This window comes from Streptomyces sp. CA-243310 (assembly GCF_050936775.1).
In the GTDB taxonomy this organism is placed as follows: Bacteria; Actinomycetota; Actinomycetes; order Streptomycetales; family Streptomycetaceae; genus Streptomyces.
The window spans coordinates 300,346-319,499 of the sequence record NZ_JBNJMF010000001.1 but is presented as its reverse complement, the minus strand read 5'-3'; the positions used below and the strand labels follow the sequence as shown (position 1 = coordinate 319,499).

General features: G+C 69.4%; 18 protein-coding genes and 2 pseudogenes. 11 read left to right on the top strand and 9 right to left on the bottom strand.

The annotated features are described in order from the left end of the window. Positions 1-114 precede the first annotated feature (114 nt). The 5 genes from ACQEVM_RS01535 to trxA all read left to right on the top strand — a co-directional run bounded on the left by ACQEVM_RS01535 (position 115) and on the right by trxA (position 5,121). Entirely contained in the window at positions 115-1,851 is a 1,737-nt protein-coding gene (locus ACQEVM_RS01535) for a protein kinase family protein (RefSeq protein ID WP_433073782.1), read from the top strand. 165 nt (positions 1,852-2,016) lie between these two features. Further along, positions 2,017-2,715 (top strand): RNA polymerase sigma factor SigM, encoded by a 699-nt coding sequence (gene sigM, locus ACQEVM_RS01530; protein WP_433073779.1) that lies wholly within the window; start codon positions 2,017-2,019, stop codon positions 2,713-2,715. Then, positions 2,712-3,638 carry an anti-sigma factor family protein gene (locus ACQEVM_RS01525; RefSeq protein WP_433073776.1) on the top strand — a complete coding sequence of 309 codons (927 nt, stop codon included), beginning with the start codon at positions 2,712-2,714 and terminating at the stop codon, positions 3,636-3,638. The genes sigM and ACQEVM_RS01525 overlap by 4 nt, the downstream gene beginning before the upstream one ends. A gap of 124 nt (positions 3,639-3,762) precedes the next feature. Further along, positions 3,763-4,722 carry a thioredoxin-disulfide reductase gene (trxB, locus tag ACQEVM_RS01520; RefSeq protein WP_433073773.1) on the top strand — a complete coding sequence of 320 codons (960 nt, stop codon included), beginning with the start codon at positions 3,763-3,765 and terminating at the stop codon, positions 4,720-4,722. A 54-nt stretch (positions 4,723-4,776) separates the two neighbouring features. Beyond that, the gene (trxA, locus tag ACQEVM_RS01515; RefSeq protein WP_433073770.1) at positions 4,777-5,121 is read left to right on the top strand and encodes a thioredoxin; all 345 of its coding nucleotides are present in this window, start codon (positions 4,777-4,779) and stop codon (positions 5,119-5,121) included. Positions 5,122-5,205: 84 nt separating this feature from the next. Here trxA and ACQEVM_RS01510 read toward each other — a convergent pair whose 3' ends face one another. From ACQEVM_RS01510 to rpmH, 9 genes and pseudogenes are all read right to left on the bottom strand, one after another. Then, positions 5,206-5,829, bottom strand: a complete 624-nt coding sequence (locus tag ACQEVM_RS01510) for a GNAT family N-acetyltransferase (protein WP_433073767.1) — start codon at positions 5,827-5,829, stop codon at positions 5,206-5,208. A gap of 90 nt (positions 5,830-5,919) precedes the next feature. Further along, positions 5,920-7,008 carry a ParB/RepB/Spo0J family partition protein gene (locus ACQEVM_RS01505; RefSeq protein ID WP_433073764.1) on the bottom strand — a complete coding sequence of 363 codons (1,089 nt, stop codon included), beginning with the start codon at positions 7,006-7,008 and terminating at the stop codon, positions 5,920-5,922. After that, complete coding sequence (locus ACQEVM_RS01500; RefSeq protein ID WP_433073761.1) at positions 7,005-8,096, bottom strand: ParA family protein; 1,092 nt, start codon at positions 8,094-8,096, stop codon at positions 7,005-7,007. The genes ACQEVM_RS01505 and ACQEVM_RS01500 overlap by 4 nt, the downstream gene beginning before the upstream one ends. Positions 8,097-8,381: 285 nt before the next feature. Then, positions 8,382-9,099 (bottom strand): annotated as a pseudogene (gene rsmG, locus ACQEVM_RS01495) (16S rRNA (guanine(527)-N(7))-methyltransferase RsmG). Between the two features lie 110 nt (positions 9,100-9,209). Continuing rightward, entirely contained in the window at positions 9,210-9,719 is a 510-nt protein-coding gene (locus ACQEVM_RS01490) for a protein jag (RefSeq protein ID WP_053683933.1), read from the bottom strand. A 14-nt stretch (positions 9,720-9,733) separates the two neighbouring features. After that, positions 9,734-10,840 carry a membrane protein insertase YidC gene (gene yidC, locus ACQEVM_RS01485; protein WP_267799013.1) on the bottom strand — a complete coding sequence of 369 codons (1,107 nt, stop codon included), beginning with the start codon at positions 10,838-10,840 and terminating at the stop codon, positions 9,734-9,736. 3 nt (positions 10,841-10,843) lie between these two features. Then, on the bottom strand, positions 10,844-11,125 hold the full coding sequence (yidD, locus tag ACQEVM_RS01480) for a membrane protein insertion efficiency factor YidD (RefSeq protein WP_078950077.1): 282 nt from the start codon (positions 11,123-11,125) through the stop codon (positions 10,844-10,846). Next, positions 11,122-11,496: a ribonuclease P protein component gene (rnpA, locus tag ACQEVM_RS01475; protein WP_078999676.1), complete on the bottom strand. Its 375-nt coding sequence runs from the start codon at positions 11,494-11,496 to the stop codon at positions 11,122-11,124. The genes yidD and rnpA overlap by 4 nt, the downstream gene beginning before the upstream one ends. Positions 11,497-11,518: 22 nt before the next feature. Next, entirely contained in the window at positions 11,519-11,656 is a 138-nt protein-coding gene (gene rpmH / locus ACQEVM_RS01470; RefSeq protein ID WP_008741645.1) for a 50S ribosomal protein L34, read from the bottom strand. Between the two features lie 366 nt (positions 11,657-12,022). Between rpmH and dnaA (ACQEVM_RS01465) the strand changes: the two are divergent. From dnaA (ACQEVM_RS01465) to ACQEVM_RS01440, 6 genes and pseudogenes are all read left to right on the top strand, one after another. Continuing rightward, a pseudogene (gene dnaA / locus ACQEVM_RS01465) lies at positions 12,023-12,307 on the top strand (chromosomal replication initiator protein DnaA); the annotation flags it as partial. Continuing rightward, a complete protein-coding gene (gene dnaA, locus ACQEVM_RS01460; RefSeq protein ID WP_433079752.1) occupies positions 12,281-13,810 on the top strand; it encodes a chromosomal replication initiator protein DnaA in 1,530 nt (509 codons plus the stop codon). The pseudogene dnaA (ACQEVM_RS01465) and the gene dnaA (ACQEVM_RS01460), both read left to right, overlap by 27 nt. 902 nt (positions 13,811-14,712) lie before the next feature. Further along, positions 14,713-15,843 (top strand): DNA polymerase III subunit beta, encoded by a 1,131-nt coding sequence (dnaN, locus tag ACQEVM_RS01455; RefSeq protein WP_433073754.1) that lies wholly within the window; start codon positions 14,713-14,715, stop codon positions 15,841-15,843. 178 nt (positions 15,844-16,021) lie between these two features. Continuing rightward, the gene (gene gnd, locus ACQEVM_RS01450) at positions 16,022-16,897 is read left to right on the top strand and encodes a phosphogluconate dehydrogenase (NAD(+)-dependent, decarboxylating) (RefSeq protein ID WP_053683925.1); all 876 of its coding nucleotides are present in this window, start codon (positions 16,022-16,024) and stop codon (positions 16,895-16,897) included. A gap of 101 nt (positions 16,898-16,998) precedes the next feature. Continuing rightward, positions 16,999-18,135 carry a DNA replication/repair protein RecF gene (gene recF / locus ACQEVM_RS01445; RefSeq protein WP_361770675.1) on the top strand — a complete coding sequence of 379 codons (1,137 nt, stop codon included), beginning with the start codon at positions 16,999-17,001 and terminating at the stop codon, positions 18,133-18,135. Further along, positions 18,132-18,707, top strand: a complete 576-nt coding sequence (locus ACQEVM_RS01440) for a DUF721 domain-containing protein (protein ID WP_433073749.1) — start codon at positions 18,132-18,134, stop codon at positions 18,705-18,707. Before recF ends, ACQEVM_RS01440 begins: the two co-directional genes overlap by 4 nt. Positions 18,708-19,154: the final 447 nt, after the last annotated feature.

Sequence of the window (19,154 nt, the reverse complement as noted above, 5' to 3'; positions counted from 1 at the left end):
GCACAACCGTCGGGCCCCATCGCGTGTCGTGCATAGCGTCGGACTGTGGGCACAATTGGCTTGGCTTCGCAGACTGGCCGACAGCGCGCAACGGATGGGGAGGCAGGGACGACGGTGGCGGAACGTAGTACAGCTGCCGTCGACGTGGCCGACAACGGCGGCGACGAGCCGTCGGCCGCACAAGCGGCCAAGGCCACGGCCGACGGGGTGGACACGCAGAACGGACGAGCCGCGGACGGTTCCATGCCCGAAACGGATGGCGAACGCATCAACCCGGCCCCGGCCCCAGTGGCCGCGCCCGAACTCCACAGCGGTCACAAGCTCGCCAGACGCTACCGGCTGGAGGAGTGCGTCACCCGTCTGGACGGATTCAGCAGTTGGCGCGCGATGGACGAGAAGCTCCGCCGCGCGGTGGGCGTCCACCTGCTGCCCGCCGACCACCCCCGGGCACGGGCCGTCCTGGCCGCCGCCCGCTCCTCCGCCCTGCTCGGTGACCCCCGGTTCGTCCAGGTCCTCGACGCCGTGGAGGAGAACGACCTGGTCTACGTCGTCCACGAGTGGCTGCCCGACGCCACCGAACTGACCTCGCTCCTGGCCCTGGGGCCGCTTGAGGCTCACGAGGCCTACCAGCTGGTCAGCCAGGTCTCCCAGGCCATGACCGCCGCGCACCGCGAGGGCCTGGCCCATCTGCGGCTGACGCCCAGCGCGATACTCCGCACCTCCTCGGGCCAGTACCGGATCCGCGGGCTCGCCGTGAACGCCGCCCTGCGCGGCATCACCAGCGACACCCCGCAGCAGGCCGACACCGAGGCCGTCGGCGCGCTCCTGTACGCCGCCCTCACCCAGCGCTGGCCGTACGAGAGCGACGCGTACGGCCTCGCGGGCCTGCCCAAGGGCGTCGGCCTGATCGCTCCCGATCAGGTGCGCGCAGGCGTCCACCGGGGCCTCGGCGAGCTCGCCATGCGGGCTCTCGCCAACGACGGGGCCACGGCCTCCCGCCAGGAGCCCGCCTTCACCACCCCTGAGGAGCTGGCCAAGGCGGTCGCGGCAATGCCCCGCATCCGGCCTCCGGAGCCCGCCTTCACGGCGCCGCCCGAGTATCAGCAGACCACCTACCAGCAGGGCAGCTACGGACGGCCCACGCCCATGGGCCTGCCGACCGTCCAGAACCACGCCGTCACGCCCCCGCCGGCCCCGTTGCAGAGCCGTACCGGCCGCGCCCTCAAGTGGAGCGTCGCCGCCCTGCTGATCGTCGCGCTCGGTCTGGGCAGCTGGCAGCTCGCCGGCACCCTCCTGGGCCGCAACAACCAGGGCGGCAACAACGGCGGCGAGACCAATACCCAGACGGACTCGACGGACGACACCCCGAAGAAGACGGAGCCGGCCAAGCCCCTCAAGATCACGCGGGCTCGAGTGATCGCCTTCGGCGGGTCCGGGGTGAAGCCCGAGGCTGCCGGCAACACCGTCGATGGTGACGCCTCCTCCGCCTGGGTCACTCCCCGTTACCAGAACTACCCCAAGTTCGGGAACCTCGAAGAGAACGGCAGCGGCATCGTTGTCGACCTCGGAAGCGTCCAGAACGTCTCCGAGATCGACGTGGACTTCTACGTGGCCGGACAGCGCGCCGAGATGCGCGGCGCGGCGCCGGAAGCTTCCGCACCCGATTCCCTGTCCGCGTTCCCCCAGCAGATCACCAAGCTGGAGAAGGCGAACAAGAAGTTCCAGACCACCTTGGACACCCCGGTTCGAACCCGCTACGTGCTGATCCACATCACGGAGCTGCCGGACGACGGAACGGGCGGGTACCGCGGTGGCATCAGCGAGATCAAGGTCCTCGGCCGCCCCTCCTGAGCCCCACCCCCGTATGACGAAGCCGCCGCGCCGAAAGGGCCTCCACCCTTTCGGCAGCGCGGCTTCCTCATGTCGGCCGCGACCCGCGCGCCTCCCCCGATCACCCGGTGGCCCTCGTGCTCGACCCACGCAGGCTCTAATCTCCATCCCGGAAGGGAGCGAGGTGTGACGCACGAAGCAACGGCCGACGGCCACAGCGACCAGGAGCTGCTGGCCCTGCACGTCGACGGGGACCCCGACGCCTTCGGTGAACTCGTACGCCGCCACCGCGACCGGTTGTGGGCCGTCGCCCTGCGCACCCTCGGCGACCGCGAGGAGGCGGCCGACGCCGTGCAGGACGCCCTGGTCTCCGCCTACCGGGCCGCCCACACGTTCCGGGGTGACTCGGCGGTCACGACCTGGCTGCACCGGATCACCGTGAACGCCTGCCTCGACCGTGCCCGCAAGGCGGCCACCCGCAAGACCTCGCCGCTCGACGACACGGAGCGGCTGGAGCGACTCCTGGAGCCCCACGAGTCCGCGGAGGCCCCTGCGGAGCGCCAGGACCTCCATCGCGAGCTGCTGGCCGCCCTCGGCACCCTCCCGGCCGATCAGCGGGCCGCGCTGGTCCTCGTCGACATGCAGGGATACCCCGTCGCCGAGGCCGCCCGCCTGCTCGACGTGCCGACCGGCACCGTGAAGAGCCGCTGTGCGCGGGGCCGGGCGAAACTCGTCCCGATGCTCACTCATCTGCGCACGAATGCCGGGGATAACACCGTCACCGAGCGGGGAAGGAACCGGACGCCGGGCCCATCCGTCCCACCAGCGGCAGACCCCAGGCATCCAGACCCAGACGCAGTGAAGGGCGGAGGTGGACGTCCGTGAGCCCCACAACCGGCACGATCCGGCACCCGGACGTCTCGGAGATCTCCGACCTGACCGAAGGGCTGCTCTCGCCGTCGCGCGCCGTCGAAGTAGGCCGGCACCTCGACACGTGTGCCCTGTGCGCCGACGTCCGTGCCTCCCTCGAGGAAATCCGCGCCCTGCTCGGCACCCTTCCCGGTCCCCCCCGAATGCCGTCCGACGTCGCGGGGCGGATCGACGCCGCTCTCGCCGCCGAAGCCCTGCTCGGGTCCACCGCGCACCGCGCCGAGCCCCGGCCCGCCCAGGCGCCCGACAGCGCAGGCGATGTTTCACGTGAAACATCGCCCTCCCGGGTCCCCGGATCCGAACCCCGCCGACCCGATGGTCACCCGACCGGCCCAACCGGCCCCGGCCGTCGCCGCGCCCGCCGCCGGATCGCGGTCATCGCCGGGCTGGCCGGAGCGGCGGCCTGCGCTCTCGGAATCCTCCTCGTCAACGGGCTCGACGGCACACGTCCCCAGAGCACCGCCGGTCGCAGCGACGCGGCGACTTCGACCAGCCGGCCCGCCGAGGGCACCTACACGGCGCAGGGGCTCCAGGAGAGCGTCCGGCAACTGCTCGCCTCGGAGAAGCAAGACCCGGGCGTACAGGGGGAGAAGAACAACACGTACGGAATGGAGAACGCTCCGCCTTCCGGGGTGGCGCCCTCCGACCGGCGGACCACGCCGGTTCCCCCGTGCGTACAGGCCGCCACCGGCCGGCCGGACACCCCGATCGCCACTGAACGGGGCACCTACCGGGGCACCGACGTGTACCTCGTCGTCCTACCGCACCCCGGTGACCCCGCCAGGGCGGACGCCTATCTGGTCGACGCCGGATGCGGTGACACCGCCGCGGCAGCCCCGGGGACGCCCCTCCTGACCAGGACCTACCCGCGGACCTGACACGTTCGGGACGGCACGGGGAAAAGTGGGGAATGCGCGCGCCGTAGGATCCGTTGGGTGGGGTGAAGGTCCGCACCGGCCCCCGGTAGGCAGCACGCAGTCCGCAGAGACGAGGAAAGAACCCGTGAGCGACGTACGAAACGTGATCATCATCGGCTCCGGGCCGGCCGGTTACACGGCCGCCCTGTACACCGCACGCGCTTCGCTCAACCCCTTGGTCTTCGAGGGCGCCGTCACCGCCGGCGGTGCGCTCATGAACACCACCGAGGTCGAAAACTTCCCCGGGTTCCAGGACGGCATCATGGGTCCTGACCTCATGGACAACATGCGCGGTCAGGCCGAGCGCTTCGGCGCCGAGCTGGTCCCTGACGACGTCGTGGCCGTGGACCTCACCGGCGACATCAAGACCGTCACCGACACCGCCGGCACCGTTCACCGCGCCAAGGCCGTCATCGTCACCACGGGTTCCCAGCACCGCAAGCTCGGCCTGCCGAACGAGGACACCCTGTCCGGCCGCGGTGTCTCCTGGTGCGCCACCTGTGACGGGTTCTTCTTCAAGGACCAGGACATCGCCGTCGTCGGCGGCGGAGACACCGCGATGGAGGAGGCGACCTTCCTCTCCCGGTTCGCCAAGAGCGTCACCATCGTCCACCGTCGCGACAGCCTGCGCGCCTCCAAGACCATGCAGGACCGCGCCTTCGCCGACCCGAAGATCAAGTTCGCCTGGGACAGCGAGGTCGCCGAGATCCACGGCGAGCAGAAGCTCTCCGGTCTCACCCTGCGCAACACCAAGACCGGTGAGACCTCCGAGCTGCCCGTGACCGGCCTCTTCATCGCCGTCGGCCACGACCCGCGTACCGAGCTGTTCACGGGGCAGTTGGACCTGGACGACGAGGGCTACCTCAAGGTCACCGCGCCGTCCACGCGCACCAACCTCACCGGTGTCTTCGGCGCCGGCGACGTCGTGGACCACACCTACCGTCAGGCGATCACCGCCGCCGGCACCGGCTGCTCGGCCGCCCTCGACGCGGAGCGCTTCCTCGCCGCGGTGGCGGACGCCGAGAAGGCCCACGCGGCCGTCTGATCCAGCACCACCCCACACCCCGCACACCCCGCAGAAGGAAATAAGGAGGCCGCTGTGGCCGGCACCCTCAAGACCGTGACCGACGCCAGCTTCGATCAGGACGTCCTGGCCAGTGCCAAGCCCGTCCTGGTGGACTTCTGGGCCGAATGGTGCGGCCCGTGCCGCCAGATCGCCCCGTCCCTGGAGGCCATCGCGGCCGAGTACGGCGACGAGATCGAGATCGTCAAGCTGAACATCGACCAGAACCCGGACACCGCCGCCAAGTACGGCGTCATGTCCATCCCGACCCTGAACGTCTACCAGGGCGGCGAGGTCGTCAAGACCATCGTCGGTGCCAAGCCGAAGGCCGCCATCCTGCGCGACCTCGATGGTTTCGTCACCATCAAGCCCGTCGGCTGATCCACCGCTTGTTTCACGTGAAACGGGGCCGCCCCCTGAGGGGGCGGCCCCGTTCGCATACCCGGATCACTTCGCACACCCGGTTCACAGGGGGCGCAGCGCCGGCTCCTTCCGCGCCCGGGCCCCGCCCAACAGCCGGTCCAGCGCCAGCTCCACGTCTTCCTTCCACGACAGCGTCGACCGCAGGTCCAGCCGCAACCTCGGGTGCGCCGGGTGCGGCCGTACCGTTTTGAAGCCCACCGACAGAAGATGGTCCGCCGGCAGCAGACAGGCCGGGCGTTCCCAGCGTGCGTCCCCGAATGCCTCGATCGCCCGAAAGCCCCGCCGCAGCAGGTCTTTCGCGACCGTCTGGACCATGACCCGCCCCAGGCCTTGGCCCTGGTATCCGGGCATGATCCACGCCGTGATCAACTGCACCGCGTCCGGAGACACCGGGCTGGTGGGGAACGAAGCAGCTCGCGGCACGTACGCCGGTGGTGCGTAGAGCACGAAGCCCACCGGCACCTCGTCGACGTAGACCACTCGGCCACACGAGCCCCACTCCAGCAGGACGGCGGAGATCCACGCCTCCTTCTCCAGCTCCGGAGTACCCGCCTTCACGGCGGCCTCACCGGTGACCGGATCGAGCTCCCAGAACACGCAGGCGCGGCAACGTCGGGGCAGATCCTGGAGGTTGTCCAGCGTGAGCGGCACCAACCGACGACCCATACACGCATCGTATCCGCTGCGACAAAAGGGCGGGTCGTGCCGGACACCCGGCACGACCCGCCCCTCGGCTCCGTTGCCGAAGCCTCGCGTCTACTCCCCGGCGAGACCCTGGTCGAGCACCCGGCCCTCGCCCGGTGCGAGCGTCCCCAGGATCCGCTCCAGATCCTCCATCGAGGCGAACTCGACGGTGATCTTGCCCTTCTTCTGACCCAGGTCCACCTTCACCCGGGTCTCGAACCGGTCCGACAGTCGCGTCGCCAACTCGCTGAGCGCCGGCGCCACCCGGGCGCCGGCCCGAGGACCCTTCGGCTTCACGCTGCTCGACGGCTCCGAGCCCATCAGCGTCACGATCTCCTCGACCGCGCGCACCGACAGCCCCTCGGCGACGATCCGGTGTGCCAGCTTGTCCTGGACCTCGGAGTCCTCCACGGACAGGAGGGCCCGCGCGTGACCGGCGGACAGGACGCCCGCCGCCACTCGCCGCTGCACCGAGGCGGAAAGCCTCAGCAGTCGCAGCGTGTTCGACACCTGCGGACGCGAGCGGCCGATCCGGTCGGCCAGCTGATCGTGCGTGCAGTTGAAGTCCTTGAGCAGCTGGTCGTACGCGGCCGCCTCCTCCAGGGGATTGAGCTGCGCCCGGTGCAGGTTCTCCAGGAGCGCGTCCAGCAGCAGCTTCTCGTCGTCCGTGGCCCGGATGATCGCCGGGATGGAGTCCAGCCCCGCCTCCCGGCACGCACGCCAACGCCGCTCGCCCATGATCAGCTCATAGCGACCCGGCGCGGACTGCCGCACCACCACCGGCTGGAGCAGGCCCACCTCCTGGATGGAGGTCACCAGCTCCGCCAACGCGTCCTCGTCGAACACATCACGCGGCTGCCGCGGGTTCGGCACGATCGCGTCCATCGGAAGCTCCGCGAACGTCGCCCCGGCCACTTCATTGGCCGTCGGCCCCGCCTGCTCCGGAACCCGCACCGACGTGGCCGCCTCCGATGTTTCACGTGAAACATCGGCTTGCGCCAGCGCGGCGAGCTTCGCCGCCGCGATACCGCGATCGGACGTCAGCACCTGCCCGGCCACCGGAGACGTCGAACCATCCCCGGCCGCCGGTGTCCTCTCCTGCGGAGCTGCGGGAATCAGCGCGCCGAGCCCCCGTCCCAGCCCCCTACGTCGCTCACTCACTGGATCCCCTCCGCCATGCTCTGCGTGCTGTTCGTGCCCGCGCCCAGATGGGCGTGCTGGGCGTCGTAATGGATTCCGGCCCCCCGCAGCGCGATCTCCCGCGCGGCTTCAAGGTAGGAAAGGGCCCCGCTGGAGCCCGGGTCGTACGTGAGAACCGTCTGACCGTAGCTCGGGGCCTCGGAGATGCGCACCGAGCGCGGGATGCTGGTCTTCAGCACCTCCTTGCCGAAGTGCGTGCGTACCTCGTCCGCCACCTGCGAGGCCAGCCGCGTCCTGCCGTCGTACATGGTCAGCAGGATCGTGGAGACGTGCAGTGTCGGGTTCAGGTGGGCCCGCACCAGATCGACGTTGCGCAGCAGCTGCCCCAGACCCTCCAGGGCGTAGTACTCGCACTGGATCGGGATCAGCACCTCGGCGCCCGCGACCATCGCGTTCACCGTCAGCAGCCCCAGTGAGGGCGGGCAGTCGATCAGGATGTAGTCCAGCGGCTGCTCGTACGCCTGGATCGCCCGCTGGAGCCGGCTCTCGCGGGCCACCAGGGACACCAGCTCGATCTCGGCACCCGCCAGGTCGATCGTCGCCGGGGCGCAGAAGAGACCCTCCACGTCCACCACCGGCTGGACGACCTCCAGCAGGGGCCGGCTGTCCACGAGCACGTCGTAGATGGACGGCACGTCCGCGTGATGGTCGATCCCCAGCGCGGTGGAGGCGTTGCCCTGCGGGTCGAGGTCGATCACCAGCACCCGCGCACCGTGCAGGGCCAGCGAGGCGGCCAGATTCACGGTCGTCGTGGTCTTGCCCACGCCGCCCTTCTGGTTCGCCACCACCATGACCCGCGTCTGCGCGGGTCGGGGCAGGCGTTCACCCGCACGGCCCAGCGCGTCGACCGCGATCTGGGCGGCTCGACCGATGGGTGTGTCTTCGTTGTCCACTAGGGGCGGGGACGATGTTTCACGTGAAACATCGTCGCCCGGCGATTCAGAGCGGGGACCAGGGACCGGATCGGCCATCGGCCCCGCGAGGTTGGCGTCGGACCGCACGGTGTCACTCTCCTCGACATCAGGCTCGCGATGAACAGAGCCTGCCATGTCACCGGGGCCGCGAACCAGCGGGGCCCGAACTCCTGTGGATGAATCCACCGATGTGGACAACTCCGTCCCCCCTGCGGCCTTGCGTTCGCGAGGGGACGCAGCCGCACGACCGCGGCTGATGATTCCGTGCAGCAGAGAGCGACGTTTCACGTGAAACACGATGCCCGGACGGAGTCTCAAGCTCCCTCCGACACTCCGGCACCCCTGCCGATAGGGCCCCAACACGACTGAAATCCCCGCAGAACACACGGGGATTTCAGTGGTCGGTGGTGCCCGACGTCGTCAGCGGCGGCGGCGCGTACGGCTCGTCCGAGCGGCCTTGGCCCGCTTGGCCGCGAACCTCACCCCACCGGGGCTCTCGCCCACCTCGACCCGCACCACCGTGGACAGGGGGTCCACGACGCCCTCACCCACGTGCAGCACCGAGGTCTTCACCACGCCGAGCTTCGCCAGTGCGACCTTCGCCGCCACCAGCTCCTCCTCGGCGGTGTCACCCTTGAGCGCCAGCATCTCGCCGTACGGGCGCAGCAGGGGAACACCCCAGCCGGCCAGGCGGTCCAGCGGAGCCACCGCGCGCGCCGTCACCACGTGTACGGGCTGCACCTTGCCGAGGACCTCCTCGGCCCGGCCGCGCACCACGGTGACGTGGTCGAGGCCCAGCAGTTCCACGGCTTCCTGGAGGAAGTTCGTCCGACGCAGCAGCGGTTCCAACAACGTGATCTTCAGATCCCGGCGCACCAGCGCCAGGGGGATGCCGGGGAGACCGGCTCCGGAGCCCACATCGCACACGGTGACGCCCTCGGGCACGACCTCGGAGAGGACCGCGCAGTTCAACAGGTGCCGCTCCCACAACCTGGGCACCTCACGCGGGCCGATCAGACCGCGCGTGACTCCCGCGTCCGCCAGCAGCTCCGCGTACCGCACGGCTTCCGGGAAAAAACTCGCCGAATACCGCACGCGCCTCTTCGGGCGCCGGGGGAAGCTCAGCTGCCTCCGTCACGGGGACCGTCCTTCCGTACAGAACTCACTCTTCGAACAACGGGCACTGCCAGGCTTACAAACATCGGCCCCGCCTGCGACACAGACGGGGCCGACCTCACGCTCTTCCGGTCAGGCCGGAAGCACAACGACGAAGCGCTGCGGCTCCTCGCCCTCGGACTCGCTCTTCAGACCGGCGGCCGCCACGGCGTCGTGAACGACCTTGCGCTCGAAGGGGGTCATGGGAGCCAGCTTCAGCGGCTCACCGGAGGCCTTCACGTCCGCCGCGGCCTGGGCACCGATCACGGCCAGTTCCTCGCGCTTCTTGGCACGGAACCCGGCGATGTCCAGCATCAGCCGGCTGCGGTCCCCGGTCTCGCGGTGCACGGCGAGGCGGGTCAGTTCCTGAAGGGCTTCCAGGACCTCACCGTCGCGGCCCACGAGCTTCTGCAGGTCGCGAGCCGAGTCGCTGACGATCGACACCGCAGCGCGGTCCGCCTCGACGTCCATGTCGATGTCGCCGTCCAGGTCGGCGATGTCCAGCAGGCCCTCAAGGTAGTCGGCCGCGATCTCACCCTCCTGCTCGAGGCGGGTCAGGGTGTCGCCGCCCTCAGCGGCGGCGGTGGTGGTGCCTTCCGTCACGGGAGGTGCTCCTTCTACTTCTTGGAGGGCTTGCTGGGGGGCGTCTGACGCTTCGACTTGGTCTGCCGCTTCGGCTGCTGCCGCTTGGTCGCGACACCGCCGCTCGCCGCGTCCTCATCGGCCGTGGCCTCAGAACTCTTGATCACGGAGCCGTCCGCCTGCGCGGCCATGCCCTGCTTCGTCAGCGCGGTGATGAACTTGCGCTCGTTGTCGTTGCGGTCCGGGCCCTTGGCCACGATCGCGGCGACGATCTTCTTCTTGCCGCGGCCCTTGATGGCACCGTGCGTGGTGACGTGCTTCACCAGGCGGGTCAGGTACTGGTCCTGGGCCTTGCTTCCCGGCGTCGGGTTCTGGTTGATCACGTACATCTGCTGGCCCATGGTCCACAGGTTCGTGGTCAGCCAGTAGACGAGGACACCGACGGGGAAGTTGATGCCCATGACGGCGAAGATCACCGGGAAGATGTACATCAGCATCTTCTGCTGCTGCATGAACGGCGTCTTGACCGAGAGGTCGACGTTCTTCTGCATCAGCTGGCGCTGCGTGTAGAACTGCGACAGCGACATCATCACGATCATGACCGCGGTCACGACGCGGACGCTGGTCACCGAGGCGTCCAGGCTGGCGATCTTCTCGGCGCTGTCCGTGAACTTCGCGGCGAGCGGGGCTCCGAAGATGTGGGCCTTCTGAGCGCTCACCAGCAGCGACTCGTTGATGTAGCCGATCGGCTTGCCGTTGGCGATGTTCGCGAGCACGTGGTAGAGCGCGAAGAAGAACGGCGACTGCGCGAGGATCGGAAGGCACGAGGAGAGCGGGTTGGTACCCGTCTCCTTGTACAGCTTCATCATCTCTTCGGACTGACGCTGCTTGTCGTTCTTGTAGCGCTCCTGGATCGCCTTCATCTTCGGCTGGAGCGCCTGCATGCCACGCGTCGACTTGATCTGCTTCACGAAGAGCGGGATCAGGCAGATACGAATCAAGATCACCAGGGACACGATGGACAGGCCCCAGGCCCATCCACTGTCGGCGCCGAAGATCGCGCCGTACACCGTGTGGAACTGGACGATGATCCATGACACGGGTGTGGTGATAAAGCTGAACAGACTGGCAATCGTGTCCACTAATCAGGCTCCTTGAGCATTGCGAGATCTACGCAACGCACTGCGCAGCTGCTCGTGCCAACGCGGGCGTTTCCGGGGTGGGACATGATCCACACCGCCCGGGGACCACGGATTGCACCGCAGGATCCGCCAGGCGGTCAGAACCGTCCCCTTCACCGCACCATGCCGGTCGATGGCCGTGAACCCGTAGTGCGAGCACGAGGGGTAGTAGCGGCACACCGGCCCGAGCAGCGGACTGATCGTCCACTGGTACAGCTTGATCAAAGCGAGCAGCGGGTACTTCATCGAGCCGCGCCTCCCAGTAGCCGCTGCATGGCGGCATCCAGGTCACGGGCCAGCTCGTCGAGGCCGGCGTCACCCGAACCGGGCAAGGCCCGCACCACCACCAGGCTACCGGCGGGGAGCTGAGGGAGCCGTTCGCGGACAAGATGGCGCAAACGGCGCTTGACCCGGTTACGTACGACGGCGTTGCCGACAGCCTTGCTGACGACGAAACCCGCACGCGTCGAGGGATCGATCTCCCCCGGCTCGTGCGGGTCCGTTGCACCGCTGGTACGTAGGTGTACGACGAGAAGCGGGCGTCCTGCCCGCCGGCCCCGTCGTACCGCGCTCGCGAAGTCCTCGCGCCGCCTCAGCCGATTTTCGGGAGACAGCACGACGTCACGACCTGCGTGTGGGTTACGCGGAAAGGGCGGCGCGGCCCTTGCCGCGGCGGTTCGCGAGAATCGCGCGGCCGGCACGGGTACGCATCCGCAGGCGGAAGCCGTGGGTCTTGGCACGACGGCGGTTGTTCGGCTGGAAGGTGCGCTTGCTCACTCGGGGGCTCCAGAGAATGAATCGTTGTGGCGGGACATCGCCTGGCTGTCACCGTGCGCCCACGAAGGAGATGAAACTCGCGTGTTCGCCCGAGTGGCACCGCTACATGATCACTGTGTGTGATCTTCGCCCATCGGTAGGCAGGCGGCAGCAGCCATCGACAACTCGACCTCGTCACGGTACGCGCGGCTACGCCATCCGGTCAAACCGAGCCTCGGTGGCCCCACACTGTGCACAGGCTGTGGACAACGACTTGAACCCTACCCACCGGCCTGACTACCGTTGCCTGATCCCGGATTTTTTCGTCCCGACCGTCCCAAAGAACCACACATTCGTGGGACCGGGACCTGTGAGAGAGCGTGCTCTGTGGCTGACGTACCTGCCGATCTTGCCGCAGTGTGGCCACGCGTGCTCGAGAAGCTCCTCGGAGAGGGGCAGCAAGGTATCGAGCCGAAGGACAAGCAGTGGGTCGAACGCTGCCAGCCCCTCGCGCTCGTCGCCGACACCGCCTTGCTGGCCGTCCCCAACGAATGGGGCAAGCGCGTCCTCGAAGGCCGCCTCGCGCCGCTGATCAGTGACGCGCTCAGCCGCGAGTGCGGCCGCCCGATCCGGATCGCGATCACGGTGGACGACTCCGCCGGCGAGCCGACGCCCTCCTCCCAGCAGCGCGAGTCCTACGAGCCGTACGGCGGCCAGCGCTCCGGTGGTCACTCCGGTCACACCGGCCCCGGGGGCCACAACGGTCCCGGCGACGACCAGTTGCCGACCGCCCGGCCCGCCTACCCGGACTACCAGCAGCAGCGCCCCGAGCCCGGTGCCTGGCCCCGCGGCGGTCAACAGGACGACTACGGCTGGCAGCAGCCCCGTCTCGGGGGCTTCCCCGAACGCGACCCGTACGCCTCCCCCCAGCCCGGCTACCTCCAGCAGTCCGAGCCCTCGGGGTACGACCAGGGCGGCTACGAGCAGCAGAAGTACGAGCAGTCCTCGTACGAGCAGCAGGACTCGCACCAGCAGCACAAGTACGAGCGCCAGCAGTACGAGCAGCCCCAGCAGCGCCAGATCCCCAACCGGCCGGCACCCTCGGCCCCGTCCGGCGGCTCCACCTCGGGACCGCTGGAGCCGACCGCCCGGCTGAACCCCAAGTACCTCTTCGACACCTTCGTCATCGGCGCCTCCAACCGCTTCGCGCACGCCGCCGCGGTGGCCGTCGCCGAGGCGCCGGCGAAGGCGTACAACCCGCTCTTCATCTACGGGGAGTCCGGGCTGGGCAAGACGCACCTGCTGCACGCCATCGGGCACTACGCGCGGAGCCTCTATCCGGGCACCCGGGTGCGCTACGTGAGCTCCGAGGAGTTCACGAACGAGTTCATCAACTCCATCCGTGACGGCAAGGGCGACGCCTTCCGCAAGCGCTACCGCGAGATGGACATCCTTCTGGTCGACGACATCCAGTTCCTCGCGAGCAAGGAGTCGACGCAGGAGGAGTTCTTCCACACCTTCAACACGCTCCACAACGCCAACAAGCAGATCGTGCTGTCCTCCGACCGGCCGCCCAAGCAGCTGGTCACCCTGGAGGACAGGCTGCGCAACCGCTTCGAGTGGGGCCTGATCACCGACGTCCAGCCGCCCGAGCTGGAGACCCGCATCGCGATCCTGCGCAAGAAGGCCGTGCAGGAGCAGCTCAACGCCCCGCCGGAGGTCCTGGAGTTCATCGCCTCCCGCATCTCGCGCAACATCCGCGAGTTGGAAGGGGCACTGATCCGGGTCACGGCGTTCGCCAGCCTCAATCGGCAACCGGTGGACCTGGGTCTGACGGAGGACGTCCTCAAGAACCTGATCCCGGGCGGAGAGGACAGCGCGCCCGAGATCACCGCCTCCGACATCATGGCCGCCACCGCGGACTACTTCGGGCTCACCGTCGACGACCTCTGCGGCTCCTCCCGCAGCCGGGTCCTGGTCACCGCCAGACAGATCGCCATGTACCTCTGCCGGGAGCTCACCGACCTCTCCCTCCCCAAGATCGGGGCGCAATTCGGCGGTCGTGACCACACCACCGTCATGCACGCGGACCGCAAGATCCGCGCCCTGATGGCGGAACGACGCTCCATCTACAACCAGGTCACGGAGCTCACCAACCGCATCAAGAACGCCTGACGCCGGCTCTCCGGAGCCGTGCGCGGGCCCCAAGAAGGTCCCGTGAGGGTCCCTCACACCCGTTTACAGGGCGCTCCCGGACCACGACGGGGGCGCCCTTCTTCGTCCGCACGCCCCTGCTCTGTTCGAATACGCCCCCAACGGGGCCCGTCATCCACAGATTGGCCGACTTTCTTCCGTCCACAGCCTGGGGACGGTTCTCGTCACCCACAATCTGTCCACAGGGGTGCAGGTTGAGAGCCCATCAGGCCAGTTCAGACGCCTGTGGAATTGTGAGCAAGGGCCATCCACAGCCTGTGGACAAAGAAAATGTCCACAGCCCCGCCCACCTCTCTGTCCACCGCCGACCCACAGGTTCCCGCATCCTGTGCACAGGCGTGGATGACTTCTCCACACCGTTGTCCACTGTTCGGCAACCCGGAGCCCCCTGTCACCGTCCGGAGTGAAAGCGGTCACACGGAAGTCGACGTTTGGCCTGTGGAGTACTGGGGAAAAGCTGGGGACGCACCTGTGGAGTAGTGAGGGTCATCTGGGGACGGCCTGTGCAGAACTTTCCGTTCTCCACAGAGACACCGTGTTGTCCACCGGTGTCGCCCACAGGGTGTGGGGATAAAAAACGCGGGCTGACCTGCGAGAACGGGCTTATCCACCGTTTCCACAGGCCCTACTACTACCCCCATAGAGAGTTAGCTCGGATTCGGTTTTCAAGCAGGTCCTGTGCACAACTCGGAGGACAGCCGCCCCGACACCTCGCTTCCGACTTGACCGCCGGCAGCGACGAGTGTCGGCGCCGTACGTCAGACTGGTCCCCGGCATCGAGGCCTCGGTCCGTCGGGACAGCGAGCCATCGAGCCGACGACGAAGGCCGGCAGACGAGCGAGCAACAGCAGGAGGCGGTTCCGGTGAAGATCCGGGTGGAACGCGACGTACTCGCGGAGGCGGTGGCTTGGGCGGCCCGCAGCCTCCCGGCCCGGCCGCCGGTACCCGTCCTCGCGGGCCTGCTGCTGAAGGCCGAGGAGGGCACCCTGTCGCTCTCCGGCTTCGACTACGAGGTCTCGGCCCGCGTCTCCGTCGAGGCGGACGTCGAGGCGGACGGCACCGTCCTGGTCTCCGGCCGGCTGCTCGCCGACATCTGCCGGGCCCTGCCCAACCGCCCGGTGGAGATTTCCACAGACGGTGTACGGGCGACCGTGGTCTGCGGCTCCTCGCGATTCACACTCCACACCCTGCCTGTGGAGGAGTACCCGGCGCTGCCGCAGATGCCGACCGCGACCGGCACCGTGCCCGGCGAGGTCTTCGCCTCCGCCGCGGCCCAGGTCGCCATCGCCGCCGGCCGTGACGACACGCTGCCCGTGCTGACCGGCGTCCGCATCGAGATCGAGGGCGACCGCGTCACCCTGGCCTCCACCGACCGCTACCGCTTCGCGGTCCGCGAGTTCCTGTGGAAGCCGGAGAACCCGAAAGCCTCGGCCGTGGCCCTGGTGCCCGCCAAGACGCTCCTGGACACCGCCAAGTCCCTGACCAGCGGCGACACCGTCACCCTGGCCCTTTCGGGATCCGGCGCCGGTGAGGGCCTCATCGGCTTCGAGGGCGCGGGCCGCCGCACCACCACCCGGCTGCTCGAAGGCGACCTCCCGAAGTACCGCACGCTCTTCCCGACGGAGTTCAACTCCATCGCGGTGATCGAGACCGCGCCCTTCGTCGAGGCCGTCAAGCGCGTGGCCCTGGTCGCCGAGCGCAACACCCCGGTCCGCCTGAGCTTCGAGCAGGGCGTGCTCATCCTGGAGGCCGGTTCCTCCGACGACGCACAGGCTGTGGAGCGCGTCGACGCCAAGCTCGACGGCGACGACATCTCGATCGCCTTCAACCCGACCTTCCTGCTGGACGGTCTGAGCGCGATCGACTCGCCCGTCGCGCAGCTCAGCTTCACCACGTCGACCAAGCCGGCACTGCTCAGCGGTCGCCCGGCGATCGACGCGGAGGCCGACGAGGCCTACAAGTACCTGATCATGCCGGTGCGCCTGTCCGGTTGAGTTCGTCCCGTCGGGCCCGGCCTCGCCACCGCGAGGCCGGGCCCGACGGCGTCCGGCGCACGTTCGGGGCGTCCGTGGCGCCCCGGAGCGCGGCCCGGCGTAGGCTCGGATCCCGGGGCGGACCCCGGTACTCCAGGGCCCCCGGCACAGACGGCCACAACGCTTAAGGAACCACCTGATGGAGCTTGGTCTCGTCGGTCTCGGCAAGATGGGCGGCAACATGCGCGAGCGCATCCGCCGCGCAGGCCACACCGTCATCGGATACGACCGCAACCCTGACCTCGCCGATGTCCACAGCCTGCGGGAACTCGTGGACAGCCTGCAGGCCCCCCGCGTGGTGTGGGTGATGGTCCCGGCAGGCGCGGCGACGCAGTCCACCATCGACGAGCTGGGCGAGCTGCTCTCGCCCGGCGACGTCGTCGTGGACGGCGGCAACTCCCGCTGGACCGACGACGAGAAGCACGCCGAGGAGCTGAAGGCCAAGGGCATCGGCTTCGTCGACTGTGGTGTCTCCGGCGGCGTGTGGGGCCTGGCGAACGGCTACGCGCTGATGTACGGCGGCGACAAGGACCACGTCGCCGCGGTCCAGCCGGTGTTCGACGCCCTCAAGCCCGAGGGCGACTTCGGCTCCGTGCACGCGGGCAAGGTCGGCGCCGGCCACTTCGCGAAGATGGTCCACAACGGCATCGAGTACGCCATGATGCAGGCCTACGCCGAGGGCTGGGAGCTGCTGGAGGCGGTGGACTCGGTCACCGACGTCCGCGAGGTGTTCCGCTCCTGGCAGGAAGGAACGGTCATCCGTTCCTGGCTGCTGGACCTCGCCGTGAACGCGCTGGACGAGGACGAGCACCTGCAGCAGCTGCGCGGCTTCGCGGCGGACTCGGGCGAGGGCCGCTGGACGGTCGAGGCGGCCATCGACAACGCCGTGCCGCTGCCCGCGATCACCGCGTCGCTGTTCGCCCGCTTCGCGTCCCGCCAGGACGACTCCCCGCAGATGAAGATGATCGCCGCGCTGCGCAACCAGTTCGGCGGCCACGCGGTCGAGAAGGTCTAGTCGGGAAGGCCCGGCGGCCCGGTGCGGCCGTGCCACCGGGCCGCACCACACGACCACAGCACCACAGCGAGAAGCAGGAAGCCGGGGGAGGTCGGCGCCACATGCACGTTTCGCATCTCTCACTGGCCGACTTCCGCTCGTACGCCCGGGCCGAGGTTCCCCTCGGTCCGGGCGTCACCGCTTTCGTGGGTCCGAACGGCCAGGGAAAGACCAACCTCGTCGAGGCCATCGGCTACCTGGCCACCCTGGGCAGCCACCGGGTGTCCTCGGACGCCCCGCTGGTCCGGATGGGTGCGGAGCGGGCCGTCGTCCGAGCCGCCGTCATCCAGGGCGAGCGGCAGCAGCTCGTCGAACTGGAACTGAACCCGGGCCGCGCGAACCGGGCCCGGATCAACCGGTCCTCGCAGGTCAGGCCTCGGGACGTGCTGGGGATCGTACGGACGGTGCTGTTCGCTCCCGAGGACCTGGCGCTGGTGAAGGGCGACCCGGGGGAGCGCCGCCGCTTCCTCGACGAGCTGGTCACCGCCCGCTCGCCCCGCATGGCCGCCGTCCGCTCCGACTACGAACGCGTGCTGAAGCAGCGCAACACCCTGCTCAAGTCGGCGGCCATGGCACGCCGGCACGGCGGCCGGTCCATGGACCTGTCCACCCTCGACGTGTGGGACCAGCACCTCGCCCGCGCGGGCGCGGAACTCCTGGCCCAACGCCTCGACCTGATCTCCACCCTGCTGCCGCTGGCCGACAAGGCGTACGAGCAGCTCGCGCCCGGCGGCGGACCGCTCGGGTTGACGTACAAGTCCTCGGCGGGCGAGGCGGTGGACAGCGGCGAGGCGCGCACCCGCGAGGCCCTCTACGAGGTCGTCCTGGCGGCGCTCGCCGACGTGCGCAAGCAGGAGATCGAGCGGGGCGTGACCCTGGTGGGTCCGCACCGCGACGACGTGCTGCTGCGGCTCGGCGAGCTGCCGGCGAAGGGCTACGCGAGCCACGGCGAGTCCTGGTCGTACGCGCTGGCGCTGCGCCTGGCCTCGTACGAACTGCTGCGCTCCGAGGGCAGCGAGCCGGTGCTGATCCTCGACGACGTGTTCGCGGAGCTGGACAGCAGGCGCCGGGAGCGGCTGGCCGAACTGGTGTCCCCCGGGGAACAGGTCCTGGTGACCGCGGCGGTCGACGACGACGTCCCGGGGGTGCTGGCGGGGACGCGGTTCGGGGTGTCCGGCGGTGAGGTGACCCGACTGTGAGCGATCACGAGAAGAGCCCGGGGAAGAAGAGCCCCGGCGAGAAGCGACCGGAGCAGGGGCAGCCGGAGCGCAAGGCCCCGGAACCCTCCGGGGTGGACCTGGCCCGACAGGCGCTGGCGGCGGCGCGCGAACAGGCGCGGGCCCGCGGCAACGCGGCGACGGGGAAGAACCGCCGGCAGCAGCCCGGCCTGCGATCCGGCGCCCGCGCCGACGGCCGGGACCCGATGCCGTTGATGGCGGCGCTCGACCGGCTGCGCACCGAACGCGGCTGGGAGATGCCGATGGCGGTGGCGGGCGTCATGGAGCGCTGGTCGGAGATCGTCGGGCCGGAGATCGCCGCGCACTGTGAACCGGAGCGGTACGAGGACCGTGAGCTTCATGTGCGGTGTGACTCCTCGGCATGGGCGGCGCAGCTGAAACTGCTGGCCCCGCAGCTCGTGGCGCGGCTGAACGCCGAGCTGGGGCAGGGCACCGTACGGATGATCAAGGTGTCGGGTCCGGGTGGCCGGCCGAAGCGGCACGGGCCCTGGCGCGCGCCGGGCAGCACGGGGCCGGGCGACACCTACGGGTGAGCGGCCCGCCGCTCCCTGCCGCCCCGGGGGCGACCGTCGCCCCGGGGAGTGCCGGGCGGTGACCCCGCGGCGCCCGACCGCGCACGGTGATCACGGCGCGGAGACGGTCCGGCGACGGGCGGGTTTCGGCCGGGTCGGGTCGGGTCCGCGAACGACCCCGCGGGGGCTCCCGCGGGTGGTGTCCCTCACCGTAGCGAGAGGTTGACAGGCCGAAGCGCTCAATGCCCGTGTGAGCCTCTTTGAGCCCCTCTCCGGATATGGGGAGTCGGAGAGAGGAGGTTCAGGGCGGCACATGCGGACTCAGGTACCCGCAAACCCCCATTCAGGTCCGTGGTACCGGTAGACTGAACCGAATCCCGCCCGCTTGCGGGATCCCGCTGACAAACGCTGACAACGCAGATCGACGCAGCCGCTCCTGCTTGCATGCCTGCTGGCCCGGAGTTCGGC

Coding starts and splice junctions, on each gene's coding strand:
- ACQEVM_RS01510 (WP_433073767.1), bottom strand. CDS start 5,829: ATGGGTCGTCGGTTGGTGCCGCTCACGCTGGACAACCTCCAGGATCTG.
- ACQEVM_RS01500 (WP_433073761.1), bottom strand. CDS start 8,096: ATGGCAGGCTCTGTTCATCGCGAGCCTGATGTCGAGGAGAGTGACACC.
- yidD (WP_078950077.1), bottom strand. CDS start 11,125: ATGAAGTACCCGCTGCTCGCTTTGATCAAGCTGTACCAGTGGACGATC.
- gnd (WP_053683925.1), top strand. CDS start 16,022: ATGGAGCTTGGTCTCGTCGGTCTCGGCAAGATGGGCGGCAACATGCGC.
- recF (WP_361770675.1), top strand. CDS start 16,999: ATGCACGTTTCGCATCTCTCACTGGCCGACTTCCGCTCGTACGCCCGG.